This window comes from Streptomyces sp. NPDC051180 (genome assembly GCF_040689545.1).
Lineage (GTDB): Bacteria > Actinomycetota > Actinomycetes > Streptomycetales > Streptomycetaceae > Streptomyces.
On record NZ_JBFBBC010000008.1, the window covers coordinates 103,145 to 116,244 of the forward strand.

Below are 13,100 nucleotides of genomic sequence, written 5' to 3' on the forward strand. Positions count from 1 at the left end.
CCGTATTCCCGGCATGGCGAAACCCCCGAACCGAGCGGTGGTCCGGGGGTTTCGCGGGCGGTGCGGGAGGTGGGGCGGCGAATCAGTCCGTCCGGCCCGCCGCCGCCTTCTGGCGTACGAGGCCGACCGCGGCGAGCAGCAGGGTCAGCGCGCCCGTCCAGTACAGCTGCACGCGCGTGCCCTCCTCGCGGGCCATCAGGACGAAGATCGTCGCCATGCCGGCCAGCGCCACCCACGTCAGCACGGGGAAGGCCCACATCCGCACGACCAGCCGCTCCGGGGCCTCGCGCTCGGTGCGGCGCCGCAGCACCAGCTGCGAGGCGGCGATGAAGAACCAGACGACCAGGATGATCGCGCCGATCGTGTTGAGCAGCCAGATGAAGATGTCGTCCGGCCGCCAGTAGCTGAGCAGCACGCAGCCGAAGCCGAAGACCGAGGAGACCAGCACGGCCGCGCGCGGCACGCCGCCGGACAGGCGGCCCAGCGCCTTCGGGCCCTGACCCCGCGCGACGAGCGAGCCGGCCATGCGGGAGGCGCCGTAGATGTTGGCGTTCATCGCCGAGAGCAGGGCGACCAGCACGACGACGTTCATGATCTGGCCGGCCGCCGGGATGCCCAGGTGGTCCAGGGTGGCGACGTACGGGCCCTTCTCGACGACCGCCGCGTCGCCCCACGGGACGAGCGTCACGATGACCGCCATCGAGCCGACGTAGAAGAGCGCGATCCGCCACATCGCCGTACGGACGGCCTTGGCGACACCCTGCACCGGGTGCTCGGACTCGGCCGCCGCGATGGTGACCGTCTCCAGACCGCCGTAGGCGAAGACCGACGCGAGCAGGCCGACGATCAGCCCCTCGGAGCCGTGCGGGAAGAACCCGCCGTCGCCGGTGAGGTTCGCGGTGCCGGGGGCGTCCGTGCCCGGCAGGACGCCGGCGATCGCCAGGACGCCGATGCCGAGGAAGAGGACGATCGCGCCGACCTTGAGTGCGGCGAACCAGAACTCGAACTCGCCGAAGTTCTTCACCGCCGCCAGGTTGGTCGCGCAGAACACCACCATGAAGAGCGCGACCCACGCCCACTCCGGGCTGCCGGGGAACCAGCCGGTCATGATCTTCGCGGCGCCGATCCCCTCCAGGCCGACGGCGACGCAGAGCAGGAACCAGAAGGCCCACCCCGAGGTGAAGCCGGCCCACGAGCCGAAGGCGCGCTCGGCGTGGACGGAGAAGGAGCCGGAGGCCGGGTTCGCCGCCGACATCTCGCCGAGCATCCGCATCACGAGCATCACGAGGACGCCGGAGAGGGCATAGGCGATCACGATCGACGGACCGGCGGCGGCGATGCCGGCGCCGGAGCCCACGAAGAGTCCGGCGCCGATGACGCCGCCGAGGGCGATCATCGAGAGGTGGCGCTGCTTGAGGCCGTGGGAGAGCCCCTCGGAGGGGGTCGCGGCGTCGTCCTCGCGGTCGACGGACGCGGGCGCGGTGGTCCGGGACATGGGCCGCCCTGTTCACTGGCTGAGACGGGGGAACGCGCCACAGTCTGGGCGCGTGCACCGCTCAGAGGGAACACGCGTCCGCTATACGGGCACCACCTTCACACAAAGTGAAGGATCAAGCCCGCTTCGTGCGCAGCTCCCGCACCCCCGCGACCAGCAGGACCGCGCCGGTCGCCGCCGCCGACCACAGCACCTGCGGCCGCGCCCCGTCGTCGCACAGCATCAGGACGAGCACCGCCGCCATCGCGGCCAGCGCCACCCAGGTCAGCCACGGGAAGCCCCACATCCGCAGCGTCAGGGTCTCGGGCGCCTCCCGCTCGATCCGGCGGCGCAGCCGCAGCTGCGAGACCGCGATCAGGGCCCAGACGAAGAGCAGGACCGCCCCGACCGCGTTCAGCATGTAGAGGAAGACGGAATCCGGCCACTTCAGATTGAGGAGGACCGAGACGAAGTCGAACGCCACCGACGCCAGCACCGCCCGGCGCGGCACCCCGCCGCCGGAGATCCGCAGCAGCCCCTTCGGCGCCTCCCCGCGCTCCGCGAGCGAGAACACCATCCGCGAGGAGCCGTACAGGTTCGCGTTGAGCGCCGAGAGCAGCGCCACGAACACCACGACGTTCATGATCTGGCCGGCCCCCGGCACCCCGATCGCGTCCAGGACCGCCACGTACGGCGACTCCCCGGGGTTCATCGCGGTCCACGGCAGCAGCGTCACGATGACCAGCATCGAGCCCACGTAGAAGAGCAGGATCCGCCAGACCGCGCTGCGCACCGCGCGCGCCACGTTCCTCGCCGGGTCGTCGGACTCGGCCGCCGCGATCGTCACGACCTCCAGACCGCCGAAGGCGAAGACGACCGCCAGCACCCCGGAGACCACCCCGGCCCAGCCGTTCGGCAGGAAGCCGCCCTGGCCGGTCAGGTTGGCGAGTCCGACCGGGTCGGTGTCGGGAAGCCAGCCGACGATCGCGAGGACGCCGAGCACCAGGAAGAGGACGATCGCGCCGACCTTGAGCGCGGCGAACCAGAACTCGAACTCGCCGAAGTTCTTCACCGCCGCCAGGTTGGCGAGGGTGAACACGACCATGAAGACCAGCACCCAGCCCCACTGCGGGACCCCTGGCACCCAGCCGTGCGCGATCCGCGCCGCGCCGGTCGCCTCCACGGCGAGCACCACCACGAGCAGGAACCAGTACAGCCAGCCCACCGAGAAGCCGGCCCACCGGCCGAGCGCCCGCTCGGCGTGCACCGAGAAGGCGCCCGAGGCGGGCATCGCCGCGGACATCTCGCCCAGCATCCGCATGACGAGCATCGCCAGCGCGCCGGCGATCAGGTACGAGACCACGATGCCGGGACCGGCGACGGCGATGCCCGCGCCCGAACCGACGAAGAGCCCGGCGCCGATCACCCCGCCCAGCCCCAGCATCGTCAGATGACGCTGCTTCAGACCGTGGGAGAGGGGCTCCGGTTCGGTGAGGGAGGGGGACGGCGGGGCGTCGCGCATGGTGGGGGCTCGCGCTCTCGGAGAGGTGACACTTTATGGAGACCCCACAGTCTCTCTGCTGACGTCCCCTTGACGCAAAAGGGGCGTCTCCTCCTGATCCGCCAGTGACGAGGGTCACGTGGCACGCGAGGGGAAAGCCGTCCTTTGTCGGAACTCGATGAAGCGGTCCGCTCCGCCTTTGTCGGCGGCTGACGGTGATCGGGCGTTCACTCCTGGCATACGGTCGACCTGTCCCTCCCACCCTCACCCCGCGGAGTACCGATGAGCACCGCCGCCGCCCCCGCCCGTTCCCCGCGTCAGGGCATCGTCCTCGCCGACCTCGTCCCGGCGAGCCGCGCCCGTGACATCGCCCTGGTCGTCGGCGGCGCCGCCCTCACCGGCCTCGCCGCGCAGATCTCCGTCCCGGTCCCCGGCTCCCCGGTCCCGGTCTCCGGCCAGACCTTCGCCGCCCTGCTCGTCGGCACCGCGCTCGGCGCCCGCCGGGGCTTCCTCGCCCTCGCGCTGTACGCCGTGGCCGGCATGGCGGGCGTGCCGTGGTTCGCGCAGGCCACCTCGGGCTACGGGATGCCGTCCTTCGGCTACATCCTCGGCATGCTCCTCGCCTCGACCGTCGTCGGCGCGCTCGCCCGCCGCGGCGCCGACCGCTCCGTGCTCCGCACGGCCGGCGCCATGGTCCTCGGCTCCGCGGTCATCTACGCGGTCGGCGTGCCCTACCTGGCCCTCGCCACCGGCATGACCCTCGGCCAGGCGGTCGCCGCCGGCCTCACCCCGTTCCTCCTCGGCGACGCCCTCAAGGCCGCGCTCGCCATGGGCGCCCTCCCGGCCGCCTGGAAGCTGGTCGGCCGCAAGGGCTGAGCCCCGCGCGCACACGAGGAGGGCCCGCCGTTCCCCGGGGAACGGCGGGCCCTCCTCGTACGCGGTCCTCCGCGGTCCTACGGGGTCAGGGACGCCCGGGACTTCGCGACGCGCTCCTTGACCAGCGACACGGCGATCACGAGCGCGGCCACCAGCAGCGAGAGCACGACCTGCTCACGGGCGCTGCCGCCGTCGTAGATCATGTAGCCGAGGACGAAGACGATCATGCCGATCGTCGCCCAGGTCAGGTACGGGAAGAGCCACATCCGCACGACGAGCTTCTCCGGCGACTCGCGCAGGATGATGCCGCGCATGCGCAGCTGGGTCACGCAGATGACCAGCCAGACGAAGAGCGCCACCGCGCCGGAGGAGTTCAGCAGGAAGGCGAAGACGGTGTCCGGCCACTTGTAGTTGAAGAAGACCGCGACGAAGCCGAAGACGACCGAGCCGAGGATCGCCGCCGTCGGCACGCCCCGCTTGTTGACCTTGGCGAAAGCCTTCGGCGCGTCACCGCGCCGGCCGAGGGAGAAGGCCATGCGGGAGGCGGTGTAGAGGCCCGAGTTCAGGCAGGACAGGACGGCCGTCAGGACGATCACGTTCATGATCTGGCCGGCGTGCGCGATGCCGATGGAGTCCAGGGCGGCGACGTACGAGCCCTTCTCGACGATCGACTTGTCGTTCCACGGCAGCAGGGTGAGGACGACGAAGATCGAGCCCAGGTAGAAGACGCCGATCCGCCAGATCACGCTGTTGGTGGCCTTGGTGACGGCCTTCTGCGGGTTCTCGGACTCACCGGCGGCCAGCGTGACGATCTCGCTGCCCATGAAGGAGAAGACGACCATCAGCACACCGGTGAGGATCGCGCCCGCGCCCATCGGGAAGAAGCCCCCGCTGTCGGTGAGGTGCGCGAATCCCGCGCCCGGGTTGTCCGAGCCCGGCAGCACGCCGAAGACCGCGAGCATGCCGATGACGACGAAGGCGCCGATGGCGACGACCTTGATGCCGGCGAACCAGAACTCGAACTCGCCGTAGGAGGCGACCGAGCCGAGGTTGGTGGCGGTGAGGACCACCATCACGATGAGCGCCCAGCCCCACTGCGGGACGGCCGGGATCCAGCTCTCCAGGATCTTGGCGCCCGCGGTCGCCTCGACGGCGAGGACGACGACCCAGAAGAACCAGTACAGCCAGCCGATGCTGAAGCCGGCCCAGCGGCCGAGCGCCTGGTCCGCGTAGGCGGAGAAGGAGCCGGAGGACGGCCGGGCGGCAGCCATCTCGCCGAGCATCCGCATGACGAAGACGACCATCGCGCCGACGAGTGCGTACGACAGCAGGATCGCGGGGCCGGCCGCGGCGATGCCGGAGCCTGAGCCGACGAAGAGGCCGGCGCCGATGACCCCGCCGATGGCGATCATCGACAGGTGGCGGTTCTTGAGTCCGGCCTTGAGGCCGTCGGAGGACTGCGGGGAGCCGGTGGTACCGGTCTCCGGGCCGTCCTGCGTCAGGGTCGGTTGCGTGTTCATCGACGCTTCCTTGTGTGTGGGGGCTGCTCGGGTCGCGAGCCCGAGCATTGAACACCGTGGGCGGGGGTGATCGGAACCCCTCATTCCGGATCGTTGTACGGGCGACCTCGCGAGAGTCGAAGGTCCGTACCAGGTCGGGCGAAGGTCCCGACCCCGATGCCTGCTACCCGGGCCCTGACGTGCCACACTCGGCATCATGCGCGTCTATATCGGTTCCGACCACGCCGGCTTTGAACTAAAGAACCACCTCGTCGAGTGGCTCACCGCACACGGCCACGAGCCCGTCGACTGCGGTCCGCACATCTACGACGCCCTCGACGACTACCCGCCGTTCTGCCTGCGTGCCGCCGAGAAGACGGCCGCGGACGCGGACAGCCTGGGCATCGTCATCGGCGGCTCCGGCAACGGCGAGCAGATCGCCGCGAACAAGGTGAAGGGGGTGCGCGCCGCCCTCGCCTGGAGCGAGCAGACCGCCGCCCTCGGCCGTGAGCACAACAACGCCAACGTGATCTCCGTCGGCGGCCGGATGCACACGCGGGAAGAGGCGACCAAGTTCGTCGAGATCTTCCTCTCCACCCCGTACTCCGGTGACGAGCGTCACACCCGCCGGATCGACATGCTCACCGCGTACGAGACCACCGGCGAGCTCCCCCCGATCCCGGCCCACCACCCGCAGGAGCCCAGCGCCTGATGCCCGAAGGGCACACCATCCACCGGCTGGCCGCCGACCACCGGGAACGGTTCGGCGGCCGGTCCGTGCGCGTCTCCAGCCCGCAGGGCAGGTTCGCCGCCTCCGCGGCCCTGCTCGACGGCGCCGTCCTGGAGACCGCCGAGGCCCACGGCAAGCACCTCTTCCTCGGCTTCGGGGAGCGCGGCTGGATCCACATCCACCTCGGCCTCTTCGGCAAGGTGGGCTTCGGCGACGCCCCCGCCCCGCCGCCCGCCGACACCGTCCGGCTCCGGCTCGCCGACGCCGACGCCTACGTCGACCTGCGCGGCCCCACCACCTGCGCCTCCCTCACGGACGCCGAGAAGCAGGCGATACACGACCGCCTCGGCCCCGACCCGCTGCGCGAGGGCGACGACCCCGACCGGGCCTGGCGCCGCGTCGCGACGTCCCGGACGACCATCGCCGCCCTCCTGATGGACCAGAAGGTCATCGCCGGCGTCGGCAACGTCTACCGGGCCGAGGTCCTCTTCCGGCACGGCATCGACCCCTACCGCGCCGGCCGGGACCTCACGCCGGGGGAGTGGGACGCGATCTGGACCGACCTCGCCGCGCTGATGCGCGAAGGCGTCCGGCTCAACCGCATCGACACCGTCCGCCCCGAGCACACCCCCGAGGCGATGGGCCGCCCGCCCCGCGTCGACGACCACGGCGGCGAGGTCTACGTCTACCGCCGCGCGAACCAACCCTGCCTCATCTGCGCCACCGGCATCCGCACCGCCGACCTCGCCGCCCGCAACCTCTTCTGGTGCCCCACCTGCCAGCAGCGCTGACCCCCCCCGGACCGACGACCTAGAACCCGTGCGGCAGCCACGGCGCCGCGGGTGACCCGAAGGCCACCGCCGCCTCGGCCAGGGCCCCCTCGCGCAGCTCCCGCACCCGGCCGGCCGCGGCCAGCGGCACCAGGGACGTACCGCCCAGATAGGCGGCGCCCAGCTCCCGTACCGAGAGCGCGAGATCCGCGGGATCGGACGTCCGGACGCACACCGCGCCCTTGGCGTCCCCCGTCAGCCGCCAGCGCCCCTCGTTCCACGGACAGAACGCGTCCTCGACCTCGAACACCACGTCCACCGGCGCCTGGTACGTCCGCGCCTCCAGCGCCGCGCCCACCTCCACCAGCCGCACGTGCAGCGCGTCCCGCAGCGTCGGCTGACAGCGCCGGAGGTCGCTCACCAGATGCTGCCAGCCGTCGTCCACCGGCCTGCCGTAGACCTTGACCCGTGCGGTCAGGTCCACCGAGCAGAGGTAACGCCACAGCGCCGCCTCGGCCGCCGGGTCGAGCGCCATCAGCCGGTGCACGACCACGGTGCCGTCGGCCCCCGCGGGGGACCAGTCCGGCTTGATCGCGTACTGGGCGAACCCCACGACCTCGCCGCCCCGCTCCGCGAGCACGCACAGCTTGGGCGAGGCGCCCTCCCGGTCCCCCGGCGGGTCGAGCAGCGGTTCCCGCTCCCAGTGCGGCAGCCGCGCGATCATCCCCGGCCGCGACGGCACGAGACGCGCGTACACCGCCTCGCACGCCGGCGAGGACTCCTCGAGGCCGGCCAGCCGCAGCGTGACCCCGTCGGTGCCCTCCGGCACCGAGAGCCGCACCCGGGTCGTCTCGATCGTCGCCCGCATCGCGTACGCGCCCACGCCGTAGCCGAACCGGCCGTAGATCTCCGGCTCCGAGGCCGTCAGCACCGCGAGCGGCTCGCCCGCCGCCCGCAGGTCGTCCAGCTGCCGCCGCATCATCGAGGTCAGGATCCCGCGCCGCCGGTGCGTTCCGGCCACGCTCACCATCGTCACCCCGCCGGCGCGCACCGACGCCCCGCCCGGCACCGTGAGCCGGAACGAGAAGGCCCCCGCCGTCGCCACGCACCGATCGCCGTCCCAGACCCCCAGGAAGCGGTCGAACTCGGTGACGTCGCGCCACAGCCGCCGCTGCTCCGGCGCCTCGGGTACCCCCCCGAACGCCAGCTCCAGGACCTCCCACCAGCTGTCCCATTCATCCGGCTCGAGAACCCGCAGTTCAGTCGTCATATGCCATCGATATCAGCGGCGTCCGCCCGGGGCGACCCGATTTCACGCACCTTGTCACCGGGGTACCCCTGCGCGATGTCGGACCGTGTGGATAGGGTCCAGGCCAATGGGACACCGCGCCGGAGTGAACACGTACGCGGCCCGGATGCGCAGGCGCGCCCGCCGGGCCCGCGTCGCGCTGCGCAGAACGGGTGTCGACTACTTCCGCGGGGACGGTTCCGACCGGCTCGCCCTCGCCGGACTCCTCCTGACGATCCCGGTCATCGCCTTCGGCACGGTCCTCGACCCGATCTGGTGCGCCCCCGCCGCCCTCGTCCTGCCGATCGTGGCCGGCGGACTGCTGCTCCGCCCCGCCAGCCTCCTCGGGCTGTACGCCACCGCCGCCGGCGCCCTGATCGTCGAGTCCGTCGTCCTCGGCCCCTACACCCAGGGCCCCGCCAGGGTCACCCCGGGCACCGTCCTGGTCGTCGCCGCCTGCGGCCTCTTCGGGCTGCTCATCGCCCAGTTCAGGGCCCGCGTCGGCGTGCCCTGGCGGCGCGGCGGCACCATGCTCTTCGACCTGCGCGAACGCATCCGCGTCCAGAGCGCCCTGCCGCGGCTCCCGCAGGGCTGGCACCGCGAGATGGCGCTCCGCCCGGCCGGCGGCCAGTCCTTCTCCGGCGACTTCGTCGTCGCCGCCCGCACCCACGGCGGACGGACCCTGGAGGTCGTCCTCACCGACGTCTCCGGCAAGGGCATGGACGCGGCCTCCCGCTCCCTGCTGCTCTCCGGCGCCTTCGGCGGTCTCCTCGGCTCCCTCCCGCCGCACGGCTTCCTCCCCGCCGCCAACGGCTACCTGCTCCGGCAGAACTGGGACGAGGGCTTCGCCACCTCCATCCACCTCGTCCTCGACCTGGAGTCCGGCGACTACGAGCTCTTCTCCGCCGGTCACCTCCCCGCCCTCCAGCTGCACGCCGGCACCGGACGCTGGGAGGAGAAGGCCGCCGAGGGACCGCTCCTCGGCGTCTACGACGGCGCCGAGTTCCACCCCGTCAAGGGATCCCTGCGCCCCGGCGACGTCCTCATGCTCTTCACCGACGGCCTCGTCGAGGCCGCCGACCGGGACATCGCCGAGGGCATCGACCGCCTCACCGGCGAGGCCGACCGCTGCGTCGCCGAGGGCTTCGAGGGCGTCGCCTGGCACCTCATCGAAGCGGTCGCCAAGGACGTCAACGACGACCGTGCCCTCCTCCTCCTCTGCCGTCCGGCCTGAACGCCCACCGCAGCTCCGGCTCCGTCACCGGCCTCAGGACCCTGCGCACCACCGGGGTGCAGAGCAGCGTCATCACGGCGATCGTCGCCACGGTGAGGAACACCCGGCCGCCGGGCGTGTTCAGCCACGGAAATCGGTCGAAGAACCCCGAGTACTGCCCGCCCCGGACGAGGAACCCGTGCAGCAGATAGCCGCAGAGGGTCCCCGAACCCAGGGTCGTGAACCAGACCCGGCGGCCCGGGACCAGCGCGAGGAAGGCCGCCGTGAGGATCGTCGCGCAGACGAAGAGGGCGCCGACCCGCACCAGTCCCGGCCCCCACGCCACCCCCATCTCCTGGGCGCTCACGGTCCGGTAGAACCAGGTGATGTAGATGCTGGCCGTGGCCCAGTAGGTGAACGGCAGCGCGCCGGCCAGGACGAGGACCGCCACCGCGCGCACCGATCGCCGGCGCAGTAACCGGAAGTGCTCCGGACGCATGCGCAGCCCGATCACGAAGAACGGCAGGAACTGCAGCACCCGTTGCATGCCCACGACCCCGTCCAGGTCGGGCGTCACCGCCGCCGCCGCGGCGATCGCGAGCGACAGCGCCACCGGCCACCGCACGACCGACCAGAACGGGGCGGTCGTGCGCCAGACGAACAGCGCGATCAGGAACCACATCAGATACGAGGGGTGGAGCAGGCTGTACGGCCGCTCGGGCTGCGCCCCCCACCGGATCAGCAGCGTGTACGCGACCTCGAAGACGAGGTACGGCAGGGCGACCCCGGTCAGCAGCCGCCGCAGCTGGTCGGGCCGCCCGACGTAACTCCGCGAGAGGTGGCCGGAGATCAGCACGAACGTCGGCATGTGGAAGGCGTACACCAGCATGTACAGGGCCCTGGTGGCCCGACTGCCCTCGACCACCACGGGCAGCACGTGCCCGACGGCCACGAGCAGGATGGCGAGGTACTTCGCGTTGTCGAGATACGGGTCCCGCCGGCGCCCGGCTCCGGGGCGCTCCGGCGCCACGGGGGTCGTGGTGGCCGCGGGGACCGCGGCCGGGGACGAACCGATCCGCCTCGGCGGGGCGTCGGCGCCTTGCTGGGTGAGGGACGACATTGCGGTGACGCTAGCCGCGAGCCCACCGTCCCCCTAGGGTGGGGGACATAGCGCCCGTCCGCTGTCGAACCACCGTCAAGCGGGGCGGCGACGTGGGGGTCATAAGCCCTGGAACGGTGCAATCGCCCCTTGGTTGTACCAGTGTGGCAATCCTCTCGCTTCCCGATCTCCGCCCCGTCGACGATTCGTCACCCGGCAGCGAGGGCAAGGGGGTTGGTGGCACGATGGAGGCAGCGGGGGGTGTTCCGGGACACGGGCTCCCTGGTGGGCAACGTGGGACCGACCGAGGGTGTGATCAGTTGTGGCCATTTCACTGTCTGTGGTGTTGCTGTTGGCAATCATCCTGGTGGTGCTGATCCGCGGGGGGAACCTCAAGGCCGGTCCGGCGGTCGTCGCCGTCCTCTTCGGCTTCTTCCTCGCCTCGACCGGCATGGCCGACGACATCCAGCGCTTCCTGGACTCGATAACGCAGACGGTCGCGTCCATCAAGTTCTGAGGGCTTCCGAGACGACGACGGGCCCCCGCCTCCACCGGCGGGGGCCCGTCGTGCGCGCGGCCGGCGTGCGCGCAGGCCCGAAAACGAAGAAAACCCCAGGTGGCCTGGGGTTTTCTTCTCAGAGAGCGGGTGACGGGAATCGAACCCGCGTAGCTAGTTTGGAAGACTAGTGCTCTACCATTGAGCTACACCCGCACAGCGTCGCGCCGCAGGTCACGGGACCGCGGCACGAGGAGCATGGTAGCCGGTCGAGGCCGTTCTCCGCACACCCTGAAAAGTGGGGGCGCCGCACAGTCTCCGTCCATGTACCCTACGTGTCGCACCGACGGGGTGTGGCGCAGCTTGGTAGCGCGTCCGCTTTGGGAGCGGAAGGCCGTGGGTTCAAATCCCGCCACCCCGACCATGACGATCATGCGCCCACCTCGCACCTGCTTGATCACGTTGTGGGCGTCATCCCGCTTGCGGTTACTATGCAAGCTGCGTGCCCGTGTGTCTTTCTGACCGGGCCGAGCCGCCGGAGCCGCCACACGCGGACCCGGCGGAATCCAGGAATCAGCCACAAGGAGACCGAACCGTGAAGAGCGCCGTGGAGACCCTGAACCCGACCCGGGTTCGGCTCACTGTCGAGGTGCCCTTCGAGGAGCTCAAGGACAGCCTCGACGCGGCGTACAAGAAGATCAACCAGCAGGTCACGGTCAAGGGCTTCCGCAAGGGCAAGATCCCGGCTCGCGTGATCGACCAGCGGTTCGGCCGCGGCGCCGTGCTGGAGGAGGCCGTCAACGACGCGCTCCCGAAGTTCTACACCGAGGCCGTCAACGAGGCCGAGGTCAACCCGCTGGGCCAGCCCGAGGTCGACATCACCGAGCTGAAGGACGGCGAGCTGCTGGCCTTCACCGCCGAGGTCGACATCCGCCCGACGATCGAGATCCCGGACTACTCCGGCATCGAGGTCACCGTCGACGCGGTCGAGGTCACCGACGAGGACGTCGAGAAGTCCGTGGAGCAGCTCCGCGAGCGCTTCGCCTCGACCTCCCCGGTCGAGCGCGCCGCCCAGGACGGCGACGTCGTCACGATCGACCTCGAGGCCAAGGTCGACGGCGAGGTGCTGCCCGACGGTGTCGCCGACGGTGTCTCGTACACCATCGGTTCCGGCGAGCTCCTCGACGGCATCGACGAGGCCGTCAAGGGCCTGGAGGCCGGTGGCGAGGCCACCTTCACCTCGCAGCTGAAGGGCGGCTCCGCCGAGGGCAAGGACGCGGAGGTCACCGTCAAGGTCACCACCGTCGCCGCCCGCGAGCTCCCCGAGCTGGACGACGAGTTCGCCCAGCTGGCGTCGGAGTTCGACACCCTCGACGAGCTCAAGGCCGACAGCCGCAAGCGCCTCGAGAACATGAAGCAGTTCGACCAGGCCACCCAGGCCCAGGAGCGCGTCCTCGACGAGCTCCTCAAGCTGGTCGAGGTCCCGATGCCCGAGAAGCTTCTCGAGGACGAGATCAACACCCGCAAGCACAACCTGGAGCACCACCAGCTCGGCCAGATGGGCCTCGACCTCGCGAAGTACCTGGAGATCCAGGGCAAGACCGAGGAGGAGTTCCTGGCCGAGACCCAGGAGCAGGCCGAGAAGGGCATCAAGACGCAGTTCATCCTCGACGAGCTCGTCAACAAGGAGAAGCTCGACGTCTCCCGCGAGGAGCTCACCGAGCACCTGTTCCGCCGTGCCGCCTCCTCCGGCATGAGCCCCGACCAGTTCGCCCAGGCCGTGGCCGAGGGCGGCCAGGTTCCGATGCTCGTCGGCGAGGTCGCCCGCGGCAAGGCCCTCGCGGTCGTCGTCGAGGCCGCCAAGGTCGTCGACACCAACGGCGAGGTCGTCGACCTCTCCGACGACGAGGACGAGGTCGAGACCGCCGCCGAGGCCGTCGAGGCCGTCACCGGCGAGGCCGAGGTCTCCGAGGACAAGTAAGGGCCCCCGCCTCACGCGGACCCTGCTCCACGGGCCCGTACGCACCTCTGTGCGTACGGGCCCGTGGACGTACGCGGAGCCGTTACACGTCCCCAACTACCTTGCGCTCCCAGCGAACAGTTCGGGAACCGGGATGGCGTTGTCCTACCTGCGCGTTAGGGTCCATGAATACG

General features: G+C 71.1%; 11 protein-coding genes and 2 tRNA genes. 7 read left to right on the forward strand and 6 right to left on the reverse strand.

Annotation, left to right across the window (positions count from 1 at the left end):
• Positions 1-82: 82 nt before the first annotated feature.
• Positions 83-1,495 (reverse strand): amino acid permease, encoded by a 1,413-nt coding sequence (locus AB0424_RS16510; RefSeq protein ID WP_366305931.1) that lies wholly within the window; start codon positions 1,493-1,495, stop codon positions 83-85.
• A 115-nt stretch (positions 1,496-1,610) separates the two neighbouring features.
• Positions 1,611-2,996 (reverse strand): amino acid permease, encoded by a 1,386-nt coding sequence (locus AB0424_RS16515; RefSeq protein WP_366305933.1) that lies wholly within the window; start codon positions 2,994-2,996, stop codon positions 1,611-1,613.
• Positions 2,997-3,257: 261 nt separating this feature from the next.
• Here AB0424_RS16515 and AB0424_RS16520 point away from each other — a divergent pair, with 261 nt between their 5' ends.
• On the forward strand, positions 3,258-3,851 hold the full coding sequence (locus tag AB0424_RS16520; RefSeq protein ID WP_366305935.1) for a biotin transporter BioY: 594 nt from the start codon (positions 3,258-3,260) through the stop codon (positions 3,849-3,851).
• Positions 3,852-3,928: 77 nt separating this feature from the next.
• Here AB0424_RS16520 and AB0424_RS16525 read toward each other — a convergent pair whose 3' ends face one another.
• On the reverse strand, positions 3,929-5,371 hold the full coding sequence (locus tag AB0424_RS16525; protein ID WP_366305937.1) for an amino acid permease: 1,443 nt from the start codon (positions 5,369-5,371) through the stop codon (positions 3,929-3,931).
• Positions 5,372-5,567: 196 nt separating this feature from the next.
• Here AB0424_RS16525 and AB0424_RS16530 point away from each other — a divergent pair, with 196 nt between their 5' ends.
• Together AB0424_RS16530 and AB0424_RS16535 are read left to right on the forward strand one after the other, a co-directional pair.
• Positions 5,568-6,062: a ribose-5-phosphate isomerase gene (locus AB0424_RS16530; protein WP_366305939.1), complete on the forward strand. Its 495-nt coding sequence runs from the start codon at positions 5,568-5,570 to the stop codon at positions 6,060-6,062.
• Positions 6,062-6,871, forward strand: coding sequence for a DNA-formamidopyrimidine glycosylase family protein (locus tag AB0424_RS16535; protein ID WP_366305941.1), 810 nt, complete (start codon positions 6,062-6,064; stop codon positions 6,869-6,871). The genes AB0424_RS16530 and AB0424_RS16535 overlap by 1 nt, the downstream gene beginning before the upstream one ends.
• Positions 6,872-6,890: 19 nt before the next feature.
• On the opposite strand, the gene AB0424_RS16540 is transcribed toward AB0424_RS16535, so the two are convergent.
• Positions 6,891-8,120, reverse strand: coding sequence for a GNAT family N-acetyltransferase (locus AB0424_RS16540; protein ID WP_366305943.1), 1,230 nt, complete (start codon positions 8,118-8,120; stop codon positions 6,891-6,893).
• 106 nt (positions 8,121-8,226) lie between these two features.
• Here AB0424_RS16540 and AB0424_RS16545 point away from each other — a divergent pair, with 106 nt between their 5' ends.
• The gene (locus AB0424_RS16545) at positions 8,227-9,372 is read left to right on the forward strand and encodes a PP2C family protein-serine/threonine phosphatase (protein WP_366305945.1); all 1,146 of its coding nucleotides are present in this window, start codon (positions 8,227-8,229) and stop codon (positions 9,370-9,372) included.
• Here AB0424_RS16545 and AB0424_RS16550 read toward each other — a convergent pair.
• Positions 9,329-10,471, reverse strand: coding sequence for an acyltransferase family protein (locus AB0424_RS16550; RefSeq protein WP_366305948.1), 1,143 nt, complete (start codon positions 10,469-10,471; stop codon positions 9,329-9,331). The two genes, AB0424_RS16545 and AB0424_RS16550, sit on opposite strands and share 44 nt — an antisense overlap.
• Before the next feature lie 301 nt (positions 10,472-10,772).
• Between AB0424_RS16550 and AB0424_RS16555 the strand changes: the two genes are divergently transcribed.
• Entirely contained in the window at positions 10,773-10,967 is a 195-nt protein-coding gene (locus AB0424_RS16555) for a hypothetical protein (RefSeq protein ID WP_056558898.1), read from the forward strand.
• A 124-nt stretch (positions 10,968-11,091) separates the two neighbouring features.
• On the opposite strand, the gene AB0424_RS16560 is transcribed toward AB0424_RS16555, so the two are convergent.
• Positions 11,092-11,162: transfer RNA gene (locus AB0424_RS16560), tRNA-Gly, on the reverse strand.
• 131 nt (positions 11,163-11,293) lie between these two features.
• Here AB0424_RS16560 and AB0424_RS16565 point away from each other — a divergent pair.
• Together AB0424_RS16565 and tig are read left to right on the forward strand one after the other, a co-directional pair.
• Positions 11,294-11,370 (forward strand) — tRNA-Pro (locus AB0424_RS16565).
• Between the two features lie 171 nt (positions 11,371-11,541).
• The gene (gene tig / locus AB0424_RS16570) at positions 11,542-12,927 is read left to right on the forward strand and encodes a trigger factor (protein WP_366305950.1); all 1,386 of its coding nucleotides are present in this window, start codon (positions 11,542-11,544) and stop codon (positions 12,925-12,927) included.
• Positions 12,928-13,100: the final 173 nt, after the last annotated feature.

Bases quoted from the DNA above. Each gene is read 5' to 3' on its own strand.
- AB0424_RS16510 (WP_366305931.1), bottom strand. From the start codon at position 1,495: ATGTCCCGGACCACCGCGCCCGCGTCCGTCGACCGCGAGGACGACGCC.
- AB0424_RS16515 (WP_366305933.1), bottom strand. From the start codon at position 2,996: ATGCGCGACGCCCCGCCGTCCCCCTCCCTCACCGAACCGGAGCCCCTC.
- AB0424_RS16520 (WP_366305935.1), top strand. From the start codon at position 3,258: ATGAGCACCGCCGCCGCCCCCGCCCGTTCCCCGCGTCAGGGCATCGTC.
- AB0424_RS16525 (WP_366305937.1), bottom strand. From the start codon at position 5,371: ATGAACACGCAACCGACCCTGACGCAGGACGGCCCGGAGACCGGTACC.
- AB0424_RS16530 (WP_366305939.1), top strand. From the start codon at position 5,568: ATGCGCGTCTATATCGGTTCCGACCACGCCGGCTTTGAACTAAAGAAC.
- AB0424_RS16535 (WP_366305941.1), top strand. From the start codon at position 6,062: ATGCCCGAAGGGCACACCATCCACCGGCTGGCCGCCGACCACCGGGAA.
- AB0424_RS16540 (WP_366305943.1), bottom strand. From the start codon at position 8,120: ATGACGACTGAACTGCGGGTTCTCGAGCCGGATGAATGGGACAGCTGG.
- AB0424_RS16545 (WP_366305945.1), top strand. From the start codon at position 8,227: ATGGGACACCGCGCCGGAGTGAACACGTACGCGGCCCGGATGCGCAGG.
- AB0424_RS16550 (WP_366305948.1), bottom strand. From the start codon at position 10,471: ATGTCGTCCCTCACCCAGCAAGGCGCCGACGCCCCGCCGAGGCGGATC.